Annotated in this window: 26 protein-coding genes; 13 read left to right on the top strand and 13 right to left on the bottom strand. The window is 61.4% G+C overall.

The window, feature by feature from the left end; translation table 11 throughout:
- Position 1 precedes the first annotated feature (1 nt).
- From flgC to GH659_RS02870, 11 genes are all read left to right on the top strand, one after another.
- Positions 2-406, top strand: coding sequence for a flagellar basal body rod protein FlgC (gene flgC, locus GH659_RS02820; RefSeq protein WP_153109228.1), 405 nt, complete (start codon positions 2-4; stop codon positions 404-406).
- 24 nt (positions 407-430) lie between these two features.
- The gene (locus GH659_RS02825) at positions 431-1,123 is read left to right on the top strand and encodes a flagellar hook assembly protein FlgD (RefSeq protein WP_153109229.1); all 693 of its coding nucleotides are present in this window, start codon (positions 431-433) and stop codon (positions 1,121-1,123) included.
- Between the two features lie 23 nt (positions 1,124-1,146).
- The gene (gene flgE, locus GH659_RS02830; protein ID WP_153109230.1) at positions 1,147-2,457 is read left to right on the top strand and encodes a flagellar hook protein FlgE; all 1,311 of its coding nucleotides are present in this window, start codon (positions 1,147-1,149) and stop codon (positions 2,455-2,457) included.
- Positions 2,458-2,500: 43 nt separating this feature from the next.
- A complete protein-coding gene (gene flgF, locus GH659_RS02835; RefSeq protein WP_153109231.1) occupies positions 2,501-3,241 on the top strand; it encodes a flagellar basal-body rod protein FlgF in 741 nt (246 codons plus the stop codon).
- 19 nt (positions 3,242-3,260) lie between these two features.
- Positions 3,261-4,043, top strand: a complete 783-nt coding sequence (gene flgG / locus GH659_RS02840; RefSeq protein ID WP_153109232.1) for a flagellar basal-body rod protein FlgG — start codon at positions 3,261-3,263, stop codon at positions 4,041-4,043.
- A 9-nt stretch (positions 4,044-4,052) separates the two neighbouring features.
- A complete protein-coding gene (locus tag GH659_RS02845; protein WP_153109233.1) occupies positions 4,053-4,724 on the top strand; it encodes a flagellar basal body L-ring protein FlgH in 672 nt (223 codons plus the stop codon).
- Between the two features lie 22 nt (positions 4,725-4,746).
- Complete coding sequence (locus tag GH659_RS02850; RefSeq protein ID WP_153109234.1) at positions 4,747-5,871, top strand: flagellar basal body P-ring protein FlgI; 1,125 nt, start codon at positions 4,747-4,749, stop codon at positions 5,869-5,871.
- Positions 5,872-5,961: 90 nt separating this feature from the next.
- Entirely contained in the window at positions 5,962-6,927 is a 966-nt protein-coding gene (flgJ, locus tag GH659_RS02855) for a flagellar assembly peptidoglycan hydrolase FlgJ (protein ID WP_153109235.1), read from the top strand.
- Between the two features lie 58 nt (positions 6,928-6,985).
- Complete coding sequence (gene flgK / locus GH659_RS02860) at positions 6,986-9,172, top strand: flagellar hook-associated protein FlgK (RefSeq protein ID WP_153109236.1); 2,187 nt, start codon at positions 6,986-6,988, stop codon at positions 9,170-9,172.
- 11 nt (positions 9,173-9,183) lie between these two features.
- On the top strand, positions 9,184-10,695 hold the full coding sequence (gene flgL, locus GH659_RS02865) for a flagellar hook-associated protein FlgL (protein ID WP_153109237.1): 1,512 nt from the start codon (positions 9,184-9,186) through the stop codon (positions 10,693-10,695).
- 77 nt (positions 10,696-10,772) lie between these two features.
- Positions 10,773-11,111 (top strand): hypothetical protein, encoded by a 339-nt coding sequence (locus GH659_RS02870; protein ID WP_153109238.1) that lies wholly within the window; start codon positions 10,773-10,775, stop codon positions 11,109-11,111.
- Positions 11,112-11,133: 22 nt separating this feature from the next.
- On the opposite strand, the gene fliR is transcribed toward GH659_RS02870, so the two are convergent.
- From fliR to fliF, 13 genes are all read right to left on the bottom strand, one after another.
- The gene (gene fliR / locus GH659_RS02875; protein ID WP_153109239.1) at positions 11,134-11,910 is read right to left on the bottom strand and encodes a flagellar biosynthetic protein FliR; all 777 of its coding nucleotides are present in this window, start codon (positions 11,908-11,910) and stop codon (positions 11,134-11,136) included.
- Positions 11,911-11,917: 7 nt separating this feature from the next.
- Positions 11,918-12,187, bottom strand: a complete 270-nt coding sequence (fliQ, locus tag GH659_RS02880) for a flagellar biosynthesis protein FliQ (protein ID WP_153109240.1) — start codon at positions 12,185-12,187, stop codon at positions 11,918-11,920.
- Positions 12,184-12,963, bottom strand: coding sequence for a flagellar type III secretion system pore protein FliP (fliP, locus tag GH659_RS02885; protein ID WP_153109241.1), 780 nt, complete (start codon positions 12,961-12,963; stop codon positions 12,184-12,186). The genes fliQ and fliP overlap by 4 nt, the downstream gene beginning before the upstream one ends.
- Entirely contained in the window at positions 12,950-13,396 is a 447-nt protein-coding gene (gene fliO / locus GH659_RS02890; RefSeq protein WP_153109242.1) for a flagellar biosynthetic protein FliO, read from the bottom strand. The genes fliP and fliO overlap by 14 nt, the downstream gene beginning before the upstream one ends.
- Before the next feature lie 152 nt (positions 13,397-13,548).
- A complete protein-coding gene (gene fliN, locus GH659_RS02895) occupies positions 13,549-13,992 on the bottom strand; it encodes a flagellar motor switch protein FliN (protein ID WP_153109243.1) in 444 nt (147 codons plus the stop codon).
- Positions 13,985-14,989, bottom strand: coding sequence for a flagellar motor switch protein FliM (gene fliM, locus GH659_RS02900; RefSeq protein ID WP_153109244.1), 1,005 nt, complete (start codon positions 14,987-14,989; stop codon positions 13,985-13,987). Before fliM ends, fliN begins: the two co-directional genes overlap by 8 nt.
- Positions 14,990-15,004: 15 nt before the next feature.
- Complete coding sequence (locus GH659_RS02905) at positions 15,005-15,544, bottom strand: flagellar basal body-associated FliL family protein (RefSeq protein WP_153109245.1); 540 nt, start codon at positions 15,542-15,544, stop codon at positions 15,005-15,007.
- Between the two features lie 85 nt (positions 15,545-15,629).
- Entirely contained in the window at positions 15,630-16,673 is a 1,044-nt protein-coding gene (locus GH659_RS02910) for a flagellar hook-length control protein FliK (protein ID WP_153109246.1), read from the bottom strand.
- A 65-nt stretch (positions 16,674-16,738) separates the two neighbouring features.
- Positions 16,739-17,188: a flagellar export protein FliJ gene (gene fliJ / locus GH659_RS02915; protein ID WP_153109247.1), complete on the bottom strand. Its 450-nt coding sequence runs from the start codon at positions 17,186-17,188 to the stop codon at positions 16,739-16,741.
- A gap of 52 nt (positions 17,189-17,240) precedes the next feature.
- Positions 17,241-18,647, bottom strand: a complete 1,407-nt coding sequence (fliI, locus tag GH659_RS02920) for a flagellar protein export ATPase FliI (RefSeq protein WP_153109248.1) — start codon at positions 18,645-18,647, stop codon at positions 17,241-17,243.
- Positions 18,648-18,673: 26 nt separating this feature from the next.
- Positions 18,674-19,414, bottom strand: coding sequence for a flagellar assembly protein FliH (locus tag GH659_RS02925; RefSeq protein ID WP_153109249.1), 741 nt, complete (start codon positions 19,412-19,414; stop codon positions 18,674-18,676).
- A gap of 13 nt (positions 19,415-19,427) precedes the next feature.
- Positions 19,428-20,423, bottom strand: a complete 996-nt coding sequence (fliG, locus tag GH659_RS02930) for a flagellar motor switch protein FliG (protein WP_153109250.1) — start codon at positions 20,421-20,423, stop codon at positions 19,428-19,430.
- Positions 20,413-22,176, bottom strand: a complete 1,764-nt coding sequence (fliF, locus tag GH659_RS02935) for a flagellar basal-body MS-ring/collar protein FliF (protein ID WP_153109251.1) — start codon at positions 22,174-22,176, stop codon at positions 20,413-20,415. The genes fliG and fliF overlap by 11 nt, the downstream gene beginning before the upstream one ends.
- 107 nt (positions 22,177-22,283) lie before the next feature.
- Between fliF and GH659_RS02940 the strand changes: the two genes are divergently transcribed.
- Together GH659_RS02940 and GH659_RS02945 are read left to right on the top strand one after the other, a co-directional pair.
- Positions 22,284-23,492: a two-component system sensor histidine kinase NtrB gene (locus GH659_RS02940; protein ID WP_153109252.1), complete on the top strand. Its 1,209-nt coding sequence runs from the start codon at positions 22,284-22,286 to the stop codon at positions 23,490-23,492.
- Positions 23,493-24,881, top strand: coding sequence for a sigma-54-dependent transcriptional regulator (locus GH659_RS02945; protein ID WP_153109253.1), 1,389 nt, complete (start codon positions 23,493-23,495; stop codon positions 24,879-24,881).
- Positions 24,882-24,913 lie beyond the last annotated feature (32 nt).

A 24,913-nucleotide genomic window follows, 5' to 3' on the forward strand; every position in this document is an offset into this window, starting at 1 on the left:
CATGAGCGTCTTTAATGTTTTCAACATTTCGAGTAGTGCGCTGACCGCGCAGTCGATGCGGCTCAATGCGGTGGCCAGCAATCTCGCCAATGCCGACAGTATCGCCGGGCCGGATGGAAAGCCTTATCGGGCAAAGCAGGTTGTTTTCGAGGCGGTGGCGCTCGACGGCCAGGCGGCACAGGGAGTGCGCGTCAAGCAGGTCGTCGAGGATGCCAGCCCCGGGCGAATGGTTTACGACCCGCGTAACCCCGCCGCCAACGAAAACGGCTATGTGACGATGCCGAACGTCAGCCCGGTCGACGAAATGGTCAACATGATTTCGGCGTCGCGTTCCTATCAGACAAACGCCGAAGTGATGAATACCGCCAAGCAACTGTTGCTCAAGACTTTGACGCTTGGGCAGTGATAACCGGACATTAAGGAGGCAGGCATGAGCAGCGTGACGACAAACAACACCACGAGCAGTCTATTTTCCACGATCAATGCGAACAATGCGGGCGGATCGACGTCCTCGTCGAGCACGTCGGAGATCGACGATACCCAGAACCGCTTCCTGACGCTGCTCGTAACGCAGCTTCAGAATCAGGATCCGCTCAATCCGCTGGAAAATACCGAACTGACGAGCCAGCTCGCGCAGATGAGCACGGTGCAGGGAATCGAAGAACTCAACACGACGCTCTCGTCGCTCGTCGATAGCATGGCCGAGACTCAATCGATGCAGGCCGCCGCGCTGATCGGCAATTCCGTCCTCGTTTCCGGCAATAACCTCACGCTCTCGGACGGCGCGGCCTACGGCGGATTGACGCTTGCAAGCGCGGCCGACCAGGTGACGGTTGATATCCTCAATTCGAGCGGAAGCGTTATTCAGACGCAAACGCTCGGCGCGAATGACGCGGGAACCGTCCTTTTCTCATGGGACGGATCGACGAGTTCCGGTTCGACCGCAAGCGATGGTGCCTACACGTTCAAGGTTACGGCGACCAAGAACGGCGCTTCGGTCACCTCTGAGGCAATGCAGATTGGCACGGTTTCTGCTCTTGTTCGTTCATCAAGCGGCGGTTTCCAACTGGATCTTGGCTCGCTCGGAACGTACGCGTTCGATGACGTGCAGCAGGTCTTCTAGTCTTCCAGGTCAAGGGGTAGAAAATGGCATTTCAACAAGGTTTGAGCGGTCTTAACGCCTCCTCCAAGGCACTCGACGTGGTCGGCAACAACGTCGCCAACAGCAGCACCGTCGGCTTCAAGTCGTCGTCGGCGCACTTTGCGGACGTTTATGCCGCGTCGCTCGGCGGTGGCGGTGCCTCGCAGGTCGGTATCGGTACCGCGCTTTCTTCCGTCTTCCAGCAATTCACCCAAGGCAACATCACGACGACCAACAACACGCTCGACGTTGCGATCAACGGCAGCGGTTACTACGTCGTCAGCCGCGACGGCACCGACGCTTATACCCGCAATGGCCAGTTCCACCTCGACAACGAGGGTTACATTGTCAACGACCAGGACTACAAGCTGCTTGGCTACCTGCCCAACGCCTCGGGAGTCATCGATTCGTCGGGCGAGCGCCCAGAGGAAATCCAGATCTCGACGGCCAACATCGAGCCGCAGGCAACCTGGGCGGGGGATGTCAGTGATCCGAAGATGGTGCTGAACCTCGATTCGAGCGAGGACGCGATCGACTCCGCTACCTACCCGACCGTCGATACGACGAATCCGCTGTCCTACAACTATTCGACGTCGATGACGGTGTACGACTCGAAGGGCAACGACCACAAGATGACGCTTTACTTCGTCAAGTCGGACTCGGCAACGTCGGATTCGGAAGAATGGAGTGTCAGTGCGTCTCTCGATGGTTCTGATGCCGTAGAGCTTGAAGGGACAGGGTCGCCGCTCTCGTTTGATTCGAACGGGGCTCTTCCGACCACTCCTGCGGGTGTCAACGTATTGACGGTGCCTGCTGCGACAGCAACCCTATGGGAAGATTCGCTTTCGGGGGCCACGCTCGGTGATGGCACCAGTACCACTTTTTCCATCGACTTCTCCGGAACGACCAACTTCAACGGCGACAGCACGGTCAATTCGATGACGCAGGGCGGATTTGCGACCGGGACGCTGACGGGGACCAGCATCAGCTCGGACGGCACAGTCCTTGGCAACTACAGCAACGGCCAGTCGAAGGCGCTCGCGCAGGTCTCGCTCGCAACATTCGCCAACTCGAACGGCCTGAGCAACATGGGTAACAACCTCTGGCAGGCGACCTCGACCTCGGGCGAGGCGAAGTACGGCGTTCCCGGCGAAGGAGTACGCGGGATGCTCCAGTCGGCCGCGGTTGAGGAGTCGAACGTCGATCTGACCGCCGAACTGGTCAACATGATCACGCTGCAGCGCAACTATCAGGCGAGCGCGCAGACGATCAAGACGCAGGACCAGATCATGCAGACGCTGGTCAATCTGCGCTGATTTTCCTGAAGCTTAAGAACAAAACAAAAAAAGGTTAGGGAACATGGACCGTTTGATCTACACCGCGATGACCGGCGCCAAGCACGCCTTCCTGCAACAATCGGGCGTGGCGAACAATCTGGCCAACGCGTCGACGATCGGCTTTCGCGCCATGGAACACAAGTTCCGTTCTGTGCCCGTGGAGGGCACGGGAGAGGCGACACGCGCCTTCGTCGTCGATGCCTCGGTTGCCGATACGTTCGACCAGGGGCCGATGATGGCGACCGGGCGGCCGCTCGATGTGGCGGTGCGGGGCGCGGGCTGGATCGCGGTCGAAGGGGCTAACGGGCAGGAGGCTTACACCCGTGCCGGCAATCTCCAGATCAACGCCAACGGCCAGCTGCAGACGGCGAGCGGTCTCAATGTGCTCAGCGATGGCGGTCCGATCGCCATCCCGCCCGACAACAGCATCACGATTGCGCCCGACGGGACGATCTCCGTCGTGCCGCTGTTCGGTACGCCAAACAACACGAACGAAGTTGGTCGCATCAAGCTCGTCAATCCGCCGGAAAACGAGTTGGTTCGCGGCGATGACGGCCTTTTTCGCACGACCAACGGACAGCCAGCCGAAGCTGATGCCGACGTGCGGCTGGCCCCCGAGACGCTGGAGGGCAGCAACGTCAATCCGGTGGATTCGATGGTCAGCCTGATCAGCATCGCCCGGCAGTTCGAAATGCACATGAAGATGCTGCAAACGGCGGATACCAACGCCGCCAAGGCCAGCCAGATTCTCTCGATGAATTGATGACAGGAAATAAGAAACCATGATCCGTTCCCTGTGGATTGCCCGCACCGGCCTGGATGCCCAGCAAACAAGCCTGGACGTCATCGCCAACAATCTGGCCAACGTCAGCACCAACGGTTTCAAGCGGGCCCGTCCGGTCTTCGAAGACCTGCTCTATCAAACGCTGCGCCAACCGGGCGCGCAGTCGTCGCAGTCGACGCAGATTCCGAGCGGCTTGCAGTTGGGTACCGGCGTGCGCCCGGTGTCGACGGCCCGCATTCATACGCAGGGCGCGTTGCAGCAGACCGGCAATGATCTCGATGTGGCGGTTGATGGTGCCGGCTTCTTCCAGGTGCTGTTGCCGGACGGCACGACCGCCTATACGCGTGACGGTTCGTTCCAGCGCGACAATCAGGGTCAGCTGGTGACTTCGAGCGGTTATCCGGTGCAGCCGAATATCACGATTCCGGCCGATGCGCTGACCGTTACGATTTCCAATGACGGTGTCGTCAGTATTACCCAGTCGGGAACGACGGCGACGACGCAGATCGGCAACCTGCAGCTGGCGACGTTTATCAACGTAGGCGGTTTGCAGAGCGTCGGTGAGAACCTCTTTCTGGAAACCGCGTCGAGCGGCACGCCGACCCCCAGCGATCCCGGCAGCAACGGCGCCGGCCAGCTTTATCAGCGTTATGTCGAGACGTCCAACGTCAATGTGGCCGAAGAACTGGTCAGCATGATCCAGACGCAACGCGCTTACGAGCTCAACTCGAAGGTGGTGTCGACGTCCGACTCGATGCTGGCGGCCCTTACCCAGATGTAAGGAGGGCGGATGAACACGTCTTTGCCCAAACTGCTTCTCGTTACATCGCTCGTGGCGGTGACCGCCTGCAATACCGTGCCGGCGACGAATGTGCATCAGCCGATGACGGTTCGTCCGTCCGCACGCGGCGAAGGCGTCGTTGCGAATGGCAGCATTTACCAGCCGGGCGTGTCGCGCACCCTGTTCGAGGATCGGCGCGCGCGCTATGTCGGCGATACGATGACGATCCTGATCAGCGAGAGAACGTCGGCGTCGACCGAGTCGGATACCAACGTCAGCCGCTCGTCCAGCATTAGCGCTTCCGTGCCGACGATCAGCGGCTTGCCTGGCAAGTCTTTGCAAGGGCTAGCGTTGTCCGGTCAAAGCTCGAATTCGTTGGCTGGGGGTGGCGATTCGGCGGCCAACAACGTGTTCACCGGCAACATTACCGTGACCGTGATCGAAGTGCTGCCGAACGGCAACCTTTTGGTTTCGGGGGAAAAGCAGGTCTCGGTCGGGCATGGCACCGAATACATCCGCCTGTCGGGCGTCGTCGATCCCTACTTCATCAGCACGGCGAACACGATCAGTTCGGCTAACGTGGCGGATGCACGCATCGAATACAAGGCGAGCGGCGCCATCAGCGAGGCGCAGGCGATGGCATGGCTGTCGCGCTTCTTCATGTCCATCTTGCCGTTCTAAGCGTTTGCGCCGAGGAGTCGTCATGAACAATCTTTCCGGCAAATTTTTACGCTGTCTGGCAATAATTGCCTGCGGCGCGTTGCCGCTCTTCAGCGGCCACGCATCGGCCGAGCGGATCAAGGAACTCGCCAGAGTGCAGGGGGTTCGCAACAACCAGTTGGTCGGCTATGGCCTCGTGGTGGGCCTTGATGGAACCGGCGACCAGACGACGCAGACGCCGTTTACGACGCAAAGCATCATCAACATGTTGGCGCAGCTCGGTACGACGTTGCCGACGACGCAAACGTTGCAACTGAAGAATGTGGCGGCCGTCATGGTGACTGCCACGTTGCCGCCTTTTGCCCGCGTCGGCCAGCAGATCGATGTGACCGTGTCGTCGATGGGCAACGCCAAGAGTTTGCGGGGTGGAACACTCGTTTTGACGCCGCTCAAAGGTGCGGACGGGCAGATTTACGGCCAGGCGCAAGGCAACCTGCTGGTCGGCGGGGCCGGGGCATCGGCCGGCGGCAGCAAGGCGGTGGTCAATCACCTGTTGGCCGGTCGGATCGCTGGCGGGGCGACAGTTGAGCGCGAAGTGCCGACGATGCTCGGGCAGGGGCCGTTCGTACATTATGAAATGGGGGCGACGGACTTCAGCACGACCCAGAGAGCGGTCGAAGCGATCAATCGGGAGATGGGGGCCGGGACGGCGCAGGCGATTGACGGTCGTGTGATCCGTGTGGCCGCGCCGGAGGAGGCGAATGCGCGGGTTGCCTTCATGGGGCGGATCGAAAATGTCGAAGTGCGGACGATGAAAGCACCGGCCAAGGTGATCGTCAATCCGCGTACCGGGTCGGTGGTGATGAACCAGACGGTAACGCTCGAACCCTGCGCGGTGGCGCATGGCAACTTGTCGATCGTGGTCAATACCGAGAATCAGGTCAGTCAGCCGAACCCGCTTTCCGGCGGCCAGACGGTGGTCACCAGGCAGTCGGACATCGAGATCAAACAGGGCGGCGGCGCCTTGATGCAGGTCAAGGCCGGGGCCAACCTGTCGGAGGTAGTCAAAGCCATCAACGCCCTCGGTGCCAACCCGCAGGATCTGCTTTCCATCTTGCAGGCGATGAAAGCGGCGGGTGCCCTGCGCGCCGAGCTGGAAGTGATCTGACGATCGGTCTGAGCGGCTCGACTTGCGGTTGATCTTGCGCCGCTTCCGGAAGCGACGGTTTTCGGGCCCGGAATTTGCTGTGTTCCGGGTATGAAAGCCGATGACCTCAACGCCAACCGTTTCGTTCTCGATCTCAAGAACAGCGCGGACCTGCGCCTGAAAATGAAACAGGATCCGCAGGCCGGTCTCAAGCAGGCCGCGCAGCAGTTCGAGGGCATGCTGCTACAGATGATGCTGAAGAGCATGCGCGAGGCGACCTCGCAAGACGGGCTGCTGAACAGCGAGCAGACGCGGTTCTTTACCGGCATCCTCGACCAGCAACTGGCACAAAATCTGGCCGCCAAGGGAAGTCTCGGCTTCGCCAAACAGATCGAGCAGCAGCTCGGGCGGACGCTGGCCGCCGGTCAGGCCACTACGGCGTCGCTCGATTCGGCACACCAGGCCTTGCTGGAGTCGCAGGCGGCAAGTTCTGCCGCTTTGCCGGCCACAACGTCGGTTGCCGGTGGCGCGGCGCGGATTCGCAGCCGGGGTGAGGGAAGTCAGGTGCCGGTCACCGAGAGTGCAAGCGGTGTTGTCGGTGCGAATGCAAGCGGCCGCGATTTCGTCAATCGTGTCTGGCCGCACGCTGTTTCTGCGGCCAATTCGCTGGGCGTGCCGCCGCATTTTCTGGTAGCGCATTCGGCGCTGGAAAGTGGTTGGGGCAGGAGTGAAATCAAGGCGACCGACGGCTCTTCCACCTACAACATTTTCGGCATCAAGGCCGGGCGAAGCTGGCAGGGGGCGACAGTCGAGGTGCCGACGACCGAGTACGTGAATGGCGTGGCGCAGACCGTCCGCGAGAAGTTCCGGGCGTACGCCTCGTACGGCGAAGCCTTTCAGGATTATGCGGCGCTGCTCAAGAACAATCCGCGCTTTGCCGGCGTTCTTGGCCAGCAGGAAGGAACCGGCTTTGCGCGCTCGCTGCAGCAGTCCGGTTATGCCACCGACCCGCAGTACGCCGACAAACTGGGCCGGATCATCAATGGCAATACGTTGCGGCAGGCTCTTGTCGGGTAATTCGGTTGCTTAATAATTCGGCAAAAATGCCGTAAAGGCAGCAAGAGGAGAGATTTCGATGGGATCAGGGATTTACAGCATTGGCGTTTCGGGGCTCCAGGGCGCGCAACTCGGATTGGCGACGACTTCGCACAACATCGCCAATGCCAATACCGACGGATACAGCCGCCAGCGCATCCTTCAGGCGTCGAACATTGGCGTGGCAACCGGGGCGGGGTATGTCGGGCAGGGCATGCATGTGACGACCATCGAGCGCGTGTATAGCAGCCACATGACTGCTCAGATCAACAGCGCGCAGGCGAAGGTAAGCTCGCTGGAGGCCTATTCGACGGAACTGACCTATCTGAACAACGTCCTTTCCGACACCGACGCGGGGCTTGCCCCGGCGATCAACACCTTTTTCGAAGGGATCAACCAGGTCAGTTCCGATCCGTCGTCGCTGACGACGCGGCAGACGCTCGTTTCGTCCGCGCAGGCGATGACCTCGCGCTTCCAGAGTCTTAACACGCTGGTCGAAGATCAGTACAAAAGCATCAACTCGCAGATTCAGGGCTATGTCACCTCGGTCAACTCGTACTCCGAGCAGATCGCGACCCTCAACAAGCAGATCATCGTCGCCGAATCGGCCAACAGCCAGCCGCCGAACGACCTCTACGACCAGCGTGACCAACTGGTCAACGAACTCAACGAACTCGTCGGCGCCAAGGTCGTCACGAACACCGACGGTTCGTACAACGTCTATTTCGGCAACGGCCAGCCGCTCGTCACCGGGACGCAGGTAACGCGGCTCACGACGATGAACTCGTCGCAAGACCCCACGCGCGTCGTGGTCGGCATCGAAACGGGCAGCAACGATATCGAACTGCCCGAGTCGGTGATCACCGGCGGCAGCCTTTCCGGCGTCCTGGAATACCGCTCCGAAGTGCTCGACGACGTCTCGAACCGTCTCGGCCAGCTTGCCGTCTCGATGGCGCTCACGTTCAACGCCCAGCATGACCTTGGCCAGGATCTGCTTGGCAATGCCGGCAGCGACGTTGCCGACTTCTTCACGATCGGCGAGGCGACGGCCTTTTCGAGCGATCCCACCGCTCCTGATCTTGATATCCAGTACCAGGTCGAGCAGGCGGAAGACGGTACGTTCTATACCAACCTGACCGCCAGCGATTACCGGCTCCAGTACGATGGAACGGAATTTTCCCTGACGCGTCTTTCCGACAACACGCAGTGGAGCGGTGCGGATCTCACGGCGCTCAATACGGCTTTGGAGAATGATCCGCAGGGGTTCACGATTTCCACGACGGGAACGATTGCGGCCGGAACCAGCTACCTGATTCAGCCGACGCGCGGCGCGGCTTCGGACATTGGGGTCAATGCAACGATCGTTGCCGATGTTCGCCAAATCGCCGCCGCCGCGCCGATCCGCACCTCGGCGACCTCGACCAACACCGGCAACGCGACGATTTCGGCCGGAAGCGTTTCTCCCGGCTACATTGCGAAGGTCGAACTGACCTACGACTCTGCCGGTACTAGCCTTTCGGGCTTCCCGGCCTTCCCGGTCGAGGTGACGACGGGGGGGGTAACGACCCAGTACGCCGGGCCGGACGTTCCTTATGTCGACGGAGCGACGTATGCCACGGGCGGTATTTCGTTCGTGGTCAGTGGCGGCGCTTCGCCGGCCGATGGAACGACCTTCGAGATCGAAGATTCTCCGGTGACGGTGGCCTACGACTCCGCCAGCAAGAGCCTTTCGGGGTTCGACAGCTTCCCGGTGACGGTGACGGTCGATGGTGTGAAAACGGACTACGATTCCACAGACACGATTCCCTACACGAGCGGCGCAACCTACACGTCGGGCGGCGTTTCCTTCACGCTCAGCGGAGCGCCCGCCGACGGCGACAGCTTCGTTATCGAGCCCAACACGGGCGGCGTTTCCGACAACCGGAACATCTTGCTGCTCGGTGGGATGCAGACCGGCAAGACGATGTCGGGCAACTCGGCGAGCTATTCGACGGTCTATTCGCAGCTTGTCAGCAACGCTGGCAACAAGGGCGGCGAGGTCGAGACGATCCTCGACGCGCAGACGACGTTGCTGACCGAGGCGCAGGATACGCGCGATTCGCTCTCGGCCGTCAATCTCGACGAGGAGGCGGCGAACCTGCTCAAGTACCAGCAGGCGTACCAGGCCTCCGCCAAGATGCTGCAGATCGCGTCCGAGATGTTCGACGCCGTCCTCAATATCCGCTGAAGGAGAGTTACATGCGTATCAGCACGAGTCAGATTTACGGCGCCGGGGCGCGCAGCATCATGGACGGGCAGAGCAGCCTGTACCGGACGCAGAACCAGCTGTCGTCCGGCAAGCAGTTCCTGTCGGCGCAGGACGATCCGGTCGCCGCTGCGCAGGTGATGCTCGACACGCAGGCGCTCGCGGTCAATTCGCAGTTCGCCGACAACCAGGGGAACGCGCTCTCGCAGCTTGCTTTCGAAGAGGACCGCTTGCAGGCCGTCGTTGATGCGCTTCAGGACGCGCGGACGAACGTGATTGCCGGGGGCAATGCGAGCTACACGGACGCCGAACGCGGCTACATCGCCGACGAACTCGAAAGCCAGCTCGAACTCCTGTACGGCCTCGCCAACAGCACCGATTCGAACGGTTATTACCTGTTCTCGGGCTATCAGGGCAACACGCAGCCATTCGCAAAACAGACCGACGGGACGATCGCCTACCAGGGCGACAACGGCAAGCGCCTGCTCCAGGTCGATTCGGAACGCCAGATCGCGGTCAGCGATTCGGGCCACGACGTTTTCGTCGGCATCAGCTCCGGGAACGGCACGTACACGGTGTCGAACGGCACGATGACCACCGCGGCTGCTTCGGCCAATACCGGGACCGGTGCCGTCGATTCGGCGTCGACGAAGGTGACGAATCTCTCCGACTGGTCCGGCGCGAACGGGCCGTATCAGGTTACATTCGCCGGCGGTGGCACAACCTATGACATTACCGACGCCGATGGAAACAGTGTCGTTGCCGCCGCTACCTACACGGCTGGTGATCCGATCACGACGATCCCCGGCGTCTCGTTCTCGATCAGCGGGGTGCCGGCCGATGGCGATACGTTCACGATCGAATATTCCGACAATGCCGGGACCGGGGTCATCGATTCGGGGTCGGTGACGAATCTGAAGAGTTGGTCGGCCGCGAATCCTCCCTACCAGATCGCCTTCACGAGCGATTCTTCGGTTACGCCTTATGCCGCCACCTATACCATCACGGATGCCGATGGTGCTGCAGTCGTCAGTGATGTCGAGTACGAGGAGGGCGTTTCGATCGCCGCGGTTCCCGGCGTCTCCTTCTCGATCAGCGGCGAGCCGGCGAACGGCGATACGTTCGCGATCGAGCCGAGCACCGAGCAGAGCGTTTTCACGACGCTGCAGAACCTGATTACCGCCTTCCGCACGGGTGTTTCGGGCGACGATGCGGCGAAAACGAAGCTCCAGAACACGATCAACGCCGAATTGCAGAACCTGGACAAGGCGCTTACGAACATCTCGGGCGTCCAGTCGACGGTCGGCTCCCGGATGAACGAGGTCGAATCGCTCCAGAGTGTTTCGTCGGCACTTGATATCCATTATCAGGAAAGAATATCGAACCTCAGTGATCTGGACTATGCCGAAGCGATTGCCCGGTTCGCGAAGCAGCAATTGCAGCTTGAGGCGGCACAGAGCTCCTTCTCCAAAATTTCCGGTCTGAGCCTCTTCAACTACCTGTGATATTCACCATGCGTTCATTTTTTGCGCGGCTTCCTTTGGCGGCTGTCATTGGGCTGCTTACGTTCGGGAGTGCTGTGGTGGCCGCGGATATGCAGCAGAAAGAGTCTCGGAGAGAAACCTACTCCGTTTCCGAACCGAGCATACCGAACTGGTCGCTTGAGGAAACACCGCTTGGCAATGACGTCTATTTCCTCTCGATGCGTGCCCGGGTTTTCCGCAGTGGCGGTGACGGCGAGAGCCTCATGTTGCTGAAGCGGCGTGCTGCAGCGCTTCAGCGCGAGAAGGGGTTCAGCGGATACCAGGTCGTCGATTACGCGGAGCGTGTCGAATCTGGATGGTTCTTCTCACAGAAGGTGGCCGAGGGAACCATCCAGTTGGTCGGAAAACCGAATCCATTTTCCCAGTTCGGGATGTGACTGCTCTGGCAACGAGCCACTCTTATTTGAGAACAAAATTGCCCAGCATGGCTTGCAACCCCGTTTCGAAAAGGCGCATGAGCGGAACGTTAAGGTACGGCAGGGTAACGTAGAGTGTCGTGAAGCCGAGGGTGATCGTGATTGGAAAACCGATGACGATCAGGTTGAGCTGGGGAGCAACCCGTCCGAGTACGCCGAGTGCCGTATTCGTGATCAGCAGCGCGACGATGATTGGCAAGGTCAGCAGCAGGCCGGACGAAAATATGATTCCGCCGGCTTGCGCGATGTTCATCCAGGAATCACGGCCAGGCAGCGTGCCGACGGGCAAGGCCCTAAAGCTCTGGACGAGGGTCGATATAACCATGAGGTGGCCATCGATTGCCAGAAACAGCAAGAGTCCAAGAACGGCGATCAGCTCTGAAATGACTGGCGTTTGCGACGCGTTCGATGGGTCGTAACTTGTGGCAAAGCCCAGTCCCATCTGAAAGCTGATGATATTCCCGGCAAGGTCAATGGCGCTAAAAGCGAGTCGCATCGAGAACCCCATCGCAAAACCGATCAGCAATTGCTCCGCGAGAATGAGAAGGCCCTGGCCGGACGAAGGCGGTGCGGGGAAGGGCGTTCCAAGCGCCGGGACGATGGCGATGGTGATCGCCAGCCCGAGCATCAGCCGGACGCGCCGCGGCAGGGCCGTGTAGTAAAAGGGCGGCGCGGCCGCGAGTAGAGCCAGTATTCTGGCGAGCGGAAAAAAATAGGCGGCCAGCCATGCATTCAGTTCGGTCGAGCTGAGGCTGATCATGGGCGCGTCAGCCGATGAACTGCGGGATGCTTTCGAAAAGCTGGCGCATGAACTCCACCATCACCTGCAGCATCCACGGGCCGGCCAGGACAAGCACGAGGAACGTGCCGATGAGTTTCGGGATGAACGACAGCGTCGCTTCGTTGATCTGCGTGGCCGCCTGAAAAATGCTGATGATGAGACCGATGACCAGCGCCGAAAGCAACAGCGGCCCGGAAAGCATCAGCGTGACTTCGATGGCCTGACGGCCGATGTTCATGACGGATTCAGGGCTCATGGCGAGAAACTCATGACCAGCGAACCCATGATCAGGTGCCAGCCATCGACAAGGACGAAAAGCATCAGTTTGAACGGAAGCGAAACCATCATCGGCGACATCATCATCATGCCCATCGACATCAGGACGCTGGCGACGACCATGTCGATGATCAGGAAGGGAATGAAGATGATGAAGCCGATCTGGAAAGCCGTTTTCAGCTCGCTGGTGACAAAGGCCGGAATCAGCACGCGCATCGGCACGTCGTCCGGCGATTCGAGCTTCGGCGTGTTGGCCAGGCGGGCGAAGAGCCCGATATCGGATTCGCGCGTCTGCTTGAGCATGAAGGCTTTCAGCGGCACGCTACCGCGGTCGAGCGCCTGGGAAAAGGTGATCCGGTCCTCGGAGAGCGGCTGGTAGGCATCGACGTAGATCTTCTCCAGCACCGGCGACATGACAAAGAACGTCAGAAACAGCGACAGGCCGACGAGTATCTGATTGGGCGGCGAGGATTGCGTGCCGATCGCCTGACGCAGCAACGAAAGAACGATGATGATGCGGGTGAAACTGGTCATCATCAGGATCGCGGCGGGGATGAACGTCAGCGCCGTCATGGTGAGCAGCGTCTGGATCGACAGCGTGTAATTCTGGCTTCCGCCCGGTCCCGGCGTGCTGGTGAAGGCGGGGAGGCCGCCCGATTGGGCCCAGACCGACAACGGCAGGAGAAGAAGCAATCCCAGTGAGATGGCGGCGGGTCGCCACGAGGCAGAACGTGCAACCTGTTTAGCGTGGCTCATGCTTGCGCTCACTCATCTGTTTCAGCCACTTGCCGAACGGCATCTCGCCCTTTTCGCCGGGAGGGAGTTCGCCCTTGGGCAAGGTGTGCAGCGTCTTGATTTGCCCGGGAACAATGCCGACCACGATCCAGGTGTTTTCGACTTCCAGCAATACGATCCGCTCGCGTGTGCCGATCATCAGGCCTCCCACGATCTTCAGCGGTCCGGTGTGCCCGAACGCGCGACCACCGTTGAGCTGTCGCATGAAGTAGGCGCCGACAAAGAGCACGGCGACGATCAGTCCGAGTCCGAGCAGCATCTGGGCGATGGCCGAAGCCGAGACGCCCGGTGTCTCGACTACGTTGGTCTGCGCGAGCGCCGGTGCATAGTTCGAGAAAAGCAGCACAAGCAGCGCCAAGGCGGGTGACGGGCGAATGGAGCGGGATGGGAACATCAAAGCGGGGGCCGAGGTAATTGGGTGGCCGCTATCTTAAAGCAACCCGGCGCGCGGCGGAACTTTCATCCCGCCGTCGGGGGCGGCAACGCAGGACTACGCGGGAATTTACGTAAGTCAGGGCGCGGCCGATGGCCGCAACAGCAACTTTCCTAGCGGCCGATTTTCCGCATGCGTTCGGCTGGGGTGATGATGTCCGTCAAGCGGATGCCGAACTTGTCATTCACAACGACGACTTCGCCCTGCGCGATCAGCGTGCCGTTGACGTAGACGCTCATCGGCTCGCCGGCCATGGCGTCGAGCTCGACAACCGAGCCGTGGGCAAGCTGGAGCAGGTTCTTGATCGAGATCTTCGTGCGCCCAAGCTCGACCGAAATCTGGACCGGAATGTCCAGAATCATGTCGAGCTCGTTCATCATCGACGCTTTGCCCCCGCCTTGGTCGAACGACGGAAAGATATTGGCGGCCTGGGTGGTGGCATGTGGCACAGTTTCCGCCTCGGCCAACGCCTGCTCGGCCATTGCCGCCGCCCAATCGTCCTCCATGGCGCTTTCCATTCCTTCGAGGCTTTCGTTGTTTTCCGTTTCTTCAGTCATTTTTTTCTCCTGACGTGCTTTCTTCGCTGCCGAGCGTGATGAAGCGACCGACTTTCAGCGCGTATTGCCCGCCTTGTTGCCCGTAGCTACATTCCATCAGCGGCACATCGTCGACGCGCGCGATGATTTTTTCGGGAATGTTGATCGGAATGATGTCGTCGGCTTTCATCTTCAGAATCTGGCCGAGGGTGACCGTCGCGGTAGCCAGCTCGGCGGTGAGTTCGACCTCCGCATCCTTGAGCTGTTTGCGCAGCATGAGAATCCAGCGGTGGTCGGTCGACAGCTGGTCGCTCTGCATGGCGCTGTAGAGCAGATCGCGAATCGGTTCGACCATCGAGTAGGGGAAGCAGACGTGCATGTCGGCCGCCGTGCCGCCAAATTCGATGGAAAAGGTCGTCGAGACGACGATTTCGGAGGGGGTCGCGATGTTGGCGAATTGCGAATTCATTTCCGAACGGATGTATTCGAAGGTGATCTCGAAGACGGGTTTCCAGGCGCGCGAATATTCGGTGAATACAACGCTGAGCAGGCCCTGGATGATGCGCTGTTCGGTGGCGGTGAAGTCGCGGCCTTCGACACGGGTGTGGAACCGGCCGTCGCCGCCGAACATGTTGTCGACGACCAGAAAGACCAGGTTGGGGTCGAAGACGAAGAGCGAGGTACCGCGCAGCGGCTTGGCGGCGACCAGGTTCAGGTTGGTCGGCACGACCAGGTTGCGGATGAATTCGCTGTATTTCTGCACGCGGATCGGACCGACCGAAATTTCGGTCGTGCGGTGCATGTAGTTGAACAGGCCGATGCGCAAATAACGCGCAAAACGCTCGTTGATGAGTTCGAGCGTCGGCATCCGGCCGCGGACAATTCTCTCCTGCGTCCCGAGGTTGTAGGCGCGGACTCCACCAGAGCCATCGTCGGCGGTTTCCGGTTCGTCAACTTCGCCGGTGACGCCCTTGAGCAGGGCATCCACCTCGTCCTGGGAGAGAAAGTCGCTGGCCATCGCCGTTGCGCGTCGTTATTGGATGATGAAGGACGTGAACAAGACTTCCTTGATCGGCCCTTCGCCCTTCTTCTGTTTGGGGGCCAGGATCTCGTTCATCAGGTCGCGCAGTTCCTCCGCCAGCGCCGCCTTGCCTTCCGTCGTCAGCAGTTCGGAGGCCCGTTTCGAAGAGAGCAACATCATCACGTTATTGCGCAGTTTCGGGGTGTAAACCTTGAGTTTGTCGCCGGTCGGAATGTCTTCCACCTCGGCCGAAATGACGAGTTGCAGGAATTGTTCGCCATTCTCTGGCACGAGATTGACGGTGAAGGTGTCGAGCGCAACATAGATCGGAGGCGTTTCCTTCTCGTCCTTTTTCTTTTTCGAACTGGCCTTCTGGGTGACGACTTCCTCTTCGTCTCCCTCCTCCTCGTCATGTCCCGTGAGCATGAACATGGCGGCCGCGGCACCAATCGCCAGAACCAGGACAAGGGCCGAGGCGACAATGATCAGCATCTTCTTGCTTTTCGGTGCTGGCGCGGCCTCATCAGTTCCTGCTTTGGCATCCTTGGCCATAAATGATCCCTTCCCTAATCGATCGTTTCAGATTGCTTGAAGCGTTTAAACAACAGCGCCGTCAGGCGTGTCGCGCAGGCCTGAATCAGGCGAAAAGATCAACCAGTCCGTTGCCAAGCTGCATGCGTTTGGCCGGGCTGGTTTCTCCCTCATGTGCGGCGGCAAGTATAGCGTTATCGTCGCGCCACGTGGATGGCGCGGCGGCTCCGTTGCTGTTGTTCTGTTGTTGCCTGAACGACTCGGCGCTGACGTTCGCTTGCCCGAGTTCGATGCCCGCGCCGGCCAGCATTTCGCGCAGTCGGGGCAGCGCGTTCTCGATGGCTTCGCGGACGTCGGCGCTGGCTGAAACAAACGAGGCCGTCGCGTTGTTGTTATCCACGCTCAACGATATTTCTATCGGCCCCATCTGCGGCGGGTTGAGGGTCATCTGGGCGGTCTGCTGATCATTTTTGGTCATCCAGACGATTTTCTGGCCGAAATCTCCGCTCCATTCCTCAGCGTACACCGGGGTGCTGACGGTGAGTGGCGTGGGTTCCTGATGTTGCGGCTGTGGCGCATGAACAGTGTGTCCGGCAATCGCGTGGGTGGGCGATGCCATGCCGGTGTCCGTTTCGGTGGTGGTGACGACGTTCTCGGTCACGGCAAATTTTGCCGATTCCGGCAGCGTGACGGCCGATGTTTCGGGGCGGAGCTGCGGTTGCGGGGTGGTGTCCGGCGTTTCGAGCGTTTGGCTTGCCTCGAGCGTCTGGCTCGTCTCGGGCAGAGCCTTGAGTGTCGAGCCGGCCAATGGGGCTAATGAAGCGGCGCTGTCCTCGCCGTTAGCCGCTGGCGCTTCCGCATTGACCGGTGCTGTTGCGGGCGGGCGTTGTGTCAGCAGGCCGAGCGTGGCCAACAATTCAGCAGCGATGCCGGCATTGTCACTGGTGTCAACGTCGTCGCCGGATGGGTCGGATGAGGCGGATGCGCCGTCCAGTTCGACGATTTGCTCCGCGAGACCGGTGCCCGACGTCGGGGCAAATTGCCCGAGGAGTAGGGCGGCGAAATCCAGGCCGGCGATGGCTTCGCCTGTGCCACTGGGGCTCGCAGTGGGAGCGGACGGGAGGGTTGAAACGGCGGAAATGGACGGCATGGCTGTTCCTTGTCGGCAAGTTGTGTCAAGAACAGCAATCTTTGTGCCACCACCGCGATGGCGGGTTATTGATCTTCTTTGCCCGGCCCGGAGTTGCGCGCCGCGAATTCGTCCAGCATCTTCTGTTCGCGCTTGAGTTCCGCGGCGTTTTCTTTGGTGAGGTGACGGTTGGCGAGCGTGTCGAACGCTTTCAGTTTGCGCCGCTGCTGTTGCCAGTGTTCTTTGCCGGCCGCCGTATTCCGTTCCTGCACGGCAACGGCCTGGCGTTGTGCATTGATCGCGTCGTCGAGGCGGTTGAGGAATTCCAGGTAGTTTTGCCATTCACGCTGGGTGATGCCGTTCTGCGTCGCCTGCCGGAAACGATCGACATATTCGTCGCGGAACTGCGTCAGCATATCGAGCTTGTTCCGGGCATCGCGCTCGGACGCGATGAGGCGTGCCAGATGCTGCGTTGCCTCGTCGGTACGCGTTTGCATCAGCTCGTGGATGGGCTGCAGGGCGAAAGGTTTTGCCATGATGTGTCAGTTTTTGAGCGGCGATTCTACCGCGCCCGGGGCCTGGCGGACATCAAAACAGGGCACCGAGCCGGCCGAGACTGTTGTCGAAGTCGGAGCACTCGCTGATCGACTGCTGCAGGAATTTCTCAAAGCTCGGGAAGAGCTTGATCGCCTGATCGAGCATCGGGTCGGAGCCGGCTGCGTAGGCGCCAACGCTGATCAGGTCGCGGGAGCGCTGGTAGCGCGAATACATCTGCTTGAAGTGGCGGATCTTGTCCAGATGTTCCGGCGTCACTAGGCTGACCATGGCGCGCGAGATCGACTGCTCGATGTCGATGGCCGGGTAATGGCCGGCATCGGCCAGAGAGCGCGACAGAACGATGTGCCCGTCGAGAATGGCGCGGGCGGAGTCGGCGATCGGGTCCTGCTGGTCGTCGCCTTCGGCAAGCACCGTATAGAAGGCCGTGATCGATCCGCCGTCATCAGCGCCATTGCCGGCGCGCTCGACAAGTTGCGGCAGACGAGCGAACACCGAAGGCGGATAGCCGCGCGTGACGGGCGGTTCGCCGATGGCCAGGGCGATTTCGCGCTGCGCCATCGCGTAGCGGGTCAGCGAGTCCATGATCAGGAGGACATGGTGTCCCTGATCGCGGAAATACTCGGCAATGGCCGTCGCGTAGGCAGTGCCCTGCAGGCGCATGAGCGGGCTGACGTCGGCCGGGGCGGCGACGACGACCGAGCGGCGTAAGCCTTCTTCGCCGAGAATCTGTTCGATGAATTCCTTGACCTCGCGTCCCCGCTCGCCGATCAGGCCGACCACGATGATTTCCGCTTCGGTATAGCGCGCCATCATGCCGAGCAGCACGCTCTTGCCGACGCCGGAGCCGGCGAACAGGCCCATGCGCTGGCCGCGCCCGACGGTCAGCAACGAATTGATGCAGCGGACGCCGACGTCGAGGGTATGGTCGATCGGTGCGCGCGACATCGGGTTGACCGGCCGCCCCTGGATCGGCCGCAATTCCTCGGCGACGATCGGGCCGTGGCGGTCGAGTGGTCGTCCGGCGGCATCGATCACCCGGCCGAGCAGCGCGTGGCCGACCGGCAGCACCTTGGCGCGATCGACGGCGCGTCGCTTCGGAGTGAGCGTTCGCCCCAGGCGCGGCGGCGGCGCGGGCGTTTCGAGGGCCATGACCTTGGCGCCGGGCGAGAGGCCGTAAACATCCTCGATCGGCATCAGGAACAGGCGCTCGCCGTTGAAGCCGACGACCTCGGCTTCAACCGGGGTGCCGCCGGCCGGCAAAATGCGGCAGGAACTGCCGAGCGGCAACTTGAGTCCGGCCGCTTCCATGACCAGGCCGTTGATGCGCGTCAGGTGGCCGCTCGGCAGCAACGGCGCCGCCTGGCTCGCGGCATCGCTGCAGGTGTTGAGAAATTTGCACCAGGTTTCGGCGTGAGGATTCGGCGTCGTGCTGTCCATGGTGCGTTACGAGGCGATTGGGGAAATCAAGGCTGATTATCCAGCCAGTCCTGATTGATCCCGATGGATTCGATGATGCGCCGCCAGCGCGTCTCAAAGGTGGCGTCGATCTCGCTGGCGCCGAGTTCGACACGGCAACCGCCGGGCGTCAGCGTGTCGTCTTCGATGATGCGCCAGTTGTGGTGCGCCAGTTGTTCGCCGAGATGGGTACGGATCAGTGCCGCGTCGCCGGGGTGGGCGAAGAGCGCCGGATGGCCGCTCGACGGATGCAGGGTATTGACTGCTTCCCTGACCACTGGCAACAAGACTTCGGGCTTGATGCGCAGGCTTTGCCGCACCATCTGGTTGGCAATCTCGACGGCGGTGGCGAGCAGTTGGTCGGCCACCTGCTGGTCAAGGGCGACGAGCGCCTGATCGAGGTTGCTCAGTATGGCGTTGATGCGCTTGAGTTTTTCCTTGCCGTCGGCCAGCCCCTCCGCGAGTCCGGCAGAGTAGCCTTGCTCATGCGCCTCGTTGTGGATGCGTTCGATGTCGGCGGCGGTCGGCAGGACGACCGCGGGTTCTTCCGGTATGTCGATCTCGCCTTCAAAGACCTCGACGGCCTCCGGGATCGGGGGGGCTGTCAAAGATTCGGCGTTGGCGGCCGCTGCTTCAGCCTGGGCGGCGGCTTCGGCCTCGCGCGCCGCGCGTTGTTCTTCTTCGTCGAAGGCCGCGACTTCCCAGCGCTGATAGGCGGTGAGTTGCCCCTTGGGGATGATGGCAGTCATAGGCTAACGGTGCTCAGACCATTTCTTCGCCGCCCGCGCCGCCGAGCACGATCTGGCCCTCGTCGGCCAGACGGCGGACGATCTTGAGGATTTCCTTCTGTTCGGCCTCGACTTCGGAGAGGCGGACCGGACCGCGCGATTCGAGATCCTCGCGCAACATTTCCGCGGCGCGCTGCGACATGTTCTTGAAGATTTTTTCGCGCAGCGTTTCGGAGGCGCCTTTCATTGCCAGGATCAGCGAATCGGACTGGATTTCGCGCAGGAGCAGCTGGATCGAGCGGTCGTCGATGTCGAGCAGGTTCTCGAAGACGAACATTTCGTCGAGCACCTTCTGGGCGAGTTCCGGGTCGTATTCGCGGATCGAATCGATGACCGTGGTTTCGTTGGCCGTGCCCATGAAGTTGAGAATTTCGGCCACGGTGCGCACGCCGCCCATCGCCGACTTCTTGATGTTGGCCGAGCCGGAAAGCAGGCGCAGCATGACGTCGTTCAGCTCCTTCAGCGCTTCGGGCTGGATGCCTTCGAGCGTAGCGATCCGCAGCACCACGTCGTTGCGCAGCCGCTCGGTGAAGTGGTTGAGGATGTCGCTGGCGTGATCCTTCTCCAGATGGACGAGGATGGTGGCGATGATCTGCGGGTGCTCGTTGCGGATGAGATCGGCGACGGTCGGCGCGTCCATCCACTTGAGTCCCTCGATGCCGTTCGTGTCGCCGCCCTGCAGGATGCGCGAGATCAGGTTCGCCGCCTTATCGTCGCCCAGCGCCTTGGTCAGCACGGAGCGCACGTAAGCGTCCGTATCGACCAGCACGGCAGCCGAATCGCGCGCCGTTGTGTCGAAATCGTCGATCACTTCCTCGACGCGTTTGCGCGGCACCGACTTGAGCGCCGCCATGGCGTGGCCGAGCTTCTGGACTTCCTTCGGGCCGAGGTGCTTGAGTACCTCGGCGGCATATTCTTCACCCATCGCGATAAGCAGGATCGCGCTTTTCTCGATTCCGTCATCCGCCATTGGCGCCCGTCCAGTTCTTGATTATGTTGGCGACGACCTTCGGGTCCTGTTGCGCCAGTTCGCGCAGCTTGCCAAGTTTCTGTGCAAAAAGCTCTTCCGGCGTCAGGGGCCGTTCTTCTTCCTCGCCAGCGACGATATCGATGTTGCCGCCCAGACCACCGGCCGCTTCCGTAGCGGGTTCAGGCTCGGGCGGAGGCGGCATCATCGTCCTGATCAGTGGCATCACGATCTTCAGCATCAGGAAGGCAATGATCGCGGCAATCGCACCGTAGCGGAAAACTTCCTTGAGCAGGGCGAGGATCTCCGGATCTTTCCAGAGCGGAATTTCGGTGGCGCTCTTGTCGACCGTCGAGAACGGCGCATTGGCGACCGAAACCGTATCGCCGCGCTCGCGGCTGTAGCCCATCGCCTCCTTGACGAGGTCGTTGATCTGCTTGAGCTCGGTATCGCCGAGCGGCTTGACCAGCCCCTTGGCGTCCTTGCGGTGATTGACGACCACCGCCGCCGACAGCCGCTTGACGGCGCCGAGCGCCTGCTTGGTGTGGCGGATCGTTTTGTCGAGCTCGTAATTGATCGTCGAGTCTTTGCGCGAGCTGATCGGCTGGCCGACGTTGGAAATCGGCGCCTGTACGCCGGCGGCGTTGAGCTGTCCCGGGATGGGTTGCCCGGCGGCCGTTGGTGCGCCGGCACCGGGAACGGCCGGTTGCGTGAGCGGCGCGGTCGCCGGAGCAGGCGGCTGATTGCTGATCGCGCCGGGGACGCCCTGGGCAGTCGCGGCCGCGTTGACCGATTCGCTCGTCTGCTGGCTGCGGATGCTGATTTCGGGCGGTGTCGCGTTTGGCCGGTGGGTTTCCGCCGTCTGTTCCGTTTGCGAGAAATCGATGTCGGCGGCGACCTGCACATGGACGTTGTCGCGCCCGACGATCGGCGACAGGATCTCTTCGATCCGCTTGACGGTGATCGCTTCGACCTCCTGCACATACTTGAGCTGGGTCGGGTCGAGGCCGAGTTCCATCAGTTTGCTCTTCAGTTGCGAGAGCATCGCGCCTGACTGGTCGATGATCGTGACGTTGGCTGTCGTCAGGCTGGGGACGCTCGCCGCGACCAGATTCTGGATACCGGCGATCTGCGACGGGTCGAGCGCACGGCCCGGATAAAGATTGAGCAGGACGGAGGCTGACGGCTTCAATTCCTCGCGGACGAAAACGGTCGGCTTCGGAATCGCCAGATGTACGCGCGCCGCCTGGATGGCGCTGACCGACTGGATGGTCCGGGCGAGCTCGCCTTCGAGTCCGCGTTGGTAGTTGACCTGTTCGGCAAACTGGCTGATGCCGAACTTCTGGTTTTCCATCAGCTCGAAGCCGACGCCGCCCGCCTTGGGCAATCCTTGCGTGGCCAGGCGCAGGCGCACTTCGTGCACCTTGGGGCTGGGAACGAGGATGGCGTTGCCGCTCTCGCTGAAGCGGTAGGGAACGTTCAGCTGTTCCAGCGCAGTGATGATGGCGCCGCCGTCGCGTTCCGAAATGTTGGAAAAGAGGATGCGGTAATCGGCCTGCTTGATCCACGTGCTGCCGGCAACGATGAGGGCGATGATGGCGGCAATCGCCACCATCAGGAGGATTTTCTGCTGGCTGGTCAATCGGCCCAGCATGGCGCGCAAGCGCTCGGGCAGGGTGCCGGGGCTTGTTGCGGGGTTTGCTGCGGGGTTTGCTGCACCCGCTGCCGTATTAGTCTCGGTTCCTATTGCCGCCATGCTTGCGATGTTCGATGCGTGATCCGTGGTAAGTCAGCTAAAAGGCGATAATAGCTAAGAATTTATCTTACTATTGTATCTGTTAACTGGACGGGATTCTTTATCGCATGAGCGAAGCGGTTCAACCATCGGTTCCCGATGCGGCGCCAGAAATAAAGGCGCAGGAGCTCCAGCGCGCCTTCGATGTTTTCAACCAGGTTTCGCTTGAGTTGACGCAGGCTTATACGGCCCTGCAAGGGCGGGTCGAGTCGCTGACCGCCGAACTGGCCGTGGCGAATGGCGAACTGCTCCGCCAGTACCAGGAAAAGGAGGCGCTTTCCGAGCGTCTGTCGCTGCTGCTTAACGCGCTGCCGGCTGGCGTCGTGGTGCTCGACAGCGATGCCGTCGTCAGCGAGGCCAACCCGGCGGCGCGGACGATGTTCGGCGAAACGCTGGTCGGTAGCGCGTGGCCGCTTGTCGTTCGGGAGCGCTTGTCCGCCACCGATGCGCCCGACGAATGGCAGCTGGAAAACCACCGTGTCTCGATGGCCGAGAGTCCGCTTGATTCGGCCGGCGGGCGCATCCTGTTGATCCACGACATCACGGCGGCGCACGAGCTCAAGGCCAACGCCGAGCGCAACCAGCGGCTGGCGGCCATGGGGGAAATGGCCGCTTCTTTGGCGCACCAGTTGCGCACGCCGCTGGCGACCGCCCTGCTGTACAGCGCCAATCTTTCCCAACCCGAGCTGCCCGATGCGGCGCGCCAGCGCTTCGCCGGCAAGGCGACGGCGCAGTTGCAGCGCCTCGAACGGTTGATTCAGGACGTGCTGCTCTTCGCGCGCGGCGAGAGTATCGGGCGCGATGTCATTCCGGTCGCGACGTTGATTGCCGAGGCCGCGCAAACGATGGAGCCGCTGTGTGCCGAAAAGGGCGTGGCTTTTTGCGTCGAGGCGGAAACGGGCGACTCTATAATCACGGGCAGCCGCAAGGCACTGGGCGGCGCGCTGCTCAACCTGCTGGAAAACGCGTTGCAGGCGTGTGAGAACTCGCGGTCGGTCCGGCGAGTCCAGCTTCGGGTTGTGCATGATGGGGCGCGCGTTCGCGTCAGCGTGAGCGATACCGGCGGGGGGATTTCACCGGACGTGCAGGCGCGGATTTTCGAGCCTTTTTTCACAACGCGCGGCCAGGGAACTGGCCTGGGACTGGCCATCGCGTTGGGTGTGGCGCGCGCGCATGGCGGAACGATCGACGTCAGCTCACGGCCGGGCGAAGGATCGGAGTTCGTCCTGTGGCTGCCGGCCGGCGCGGCAAATAAAACTAACGAACAGGGTTTTTGAATGGCGCAGGGATTGCCGATATTGGTCGTCGAGGACGATCCGAATTTACGGGAGGCGGTATGCGATACGCTCGAACTGGCCGGGCAGGCGGTGGTTTCCGCCGATGGCGGCGAGGCGGCGTTGCGGCTGCTCGAAAGACAGGCCGTGGCGATCGTGGTGAGCGACGTGCGCATGATGCCGATGGACGGTATCACGCTGCTCAAGGAAATCCGGGCGCGTTTCCCGCACTTGCCCGTCGTGCTGATGACAGCCTACGCCGACGTCGATCGGGCGGTCGAGGCGATGCGTTCCGGGGCGTGCGATTTTTTGCTCAAGCCGTTCGAGCCGAAGGCGCTGTTGGAACACGTGGCGCGTTACCGTTTGCCCGAAGCGATGGACGACGACCGCGTCGTTGCCAACGATCCGGCCAGCCGCAATCTTTTCGCGCTGGCGGCGCGCGTCGCGCAGACCGATACGACGGTCCTGCTGACCGGCGAGAGCGGCGTCGGCAAGGAGGTCGTCGCCCGCTACATCCATACCCACTCGGCGCGGCGCGACGGGCCTTTCGTTGCCATCAACTGCGCGGCGATTCCCGACAGTCTTCTCGAAGCGACGCTGTTCGGCTACGAAAAAGGCGCCTTTACCGGCGCGCAACAGGCGCAGGCCGGCAAGTTCGAACAGGCGCAGAACGGCACGCTGCTGCTCGACGAAGTGACCGAAATGCCGCTGGGTCTGCAGGCCAAACTGTTGCGCGTGCTGCAGGAGCGCGAGGTCGAACGGGTGGGCGGCAAGAAGCCGGTGCCGCTCGACATCCGGCTGATTGCCACCTCCAACCGGGATATGGCGGAAGCCGTGGCCAAGGGCGTCTTGCGCGAGGATGTCTATTACCGGCTCAACGTTTTCCCGTTGCTGATTCCGTCGCTGCGGCAGCGGCGCGAGGACATCGTGCCGCTCGCCCGGCATTTTCTCGCCGAGCACGGCGGCCGCGCCGGACGTCCCGGTTTGCGCCTGTCGCCTCCGGCCGAGCAGGCGTTGCGCGACTACGGCTGGCCAGGGAACGTGCGGGAGCTGGAAAACGTCATCCAGCGGGCGGTCATTCTGGCTGCCGGCGATGTCGTCGAGGTGGACGCCCTGCATCTTTCCGCCTTGCCCCGGTCGGCATCGGCACCCATACTGGAATCGTGCGCTCCGATCGTTTCCCGCGTGCCAAGCGGCGAGTCGGCTGCCGCGCCCGTGCTGGCAGAGGGAAAGACGAACAACATGCGTGACCTCGAACGCGAACATATCCTCGATGTTTTGTCCTCGGTGGGCGGTTCGCGCAAGCTGGCGGGCGAAAAACTCGGCATGTCGGAACGAACGTTGCGCCACAAGCTCAAACAATACCGGGATGCGGGATTGTTCAACGGCTGACGGCCGGCTATGTATTTCTGGCGCAGAAATTG

It is taken from the genome of Propionivibrio limicola, from assembly GCF_009469695.1.
Classification (GTDB): domain Bacteria; phylum Pseudomonadota; class Gammaproteobacteria; order Burkholderiales; family Rhodocyclaceae; genus Propionivibrio; species Propionivibrio limicola.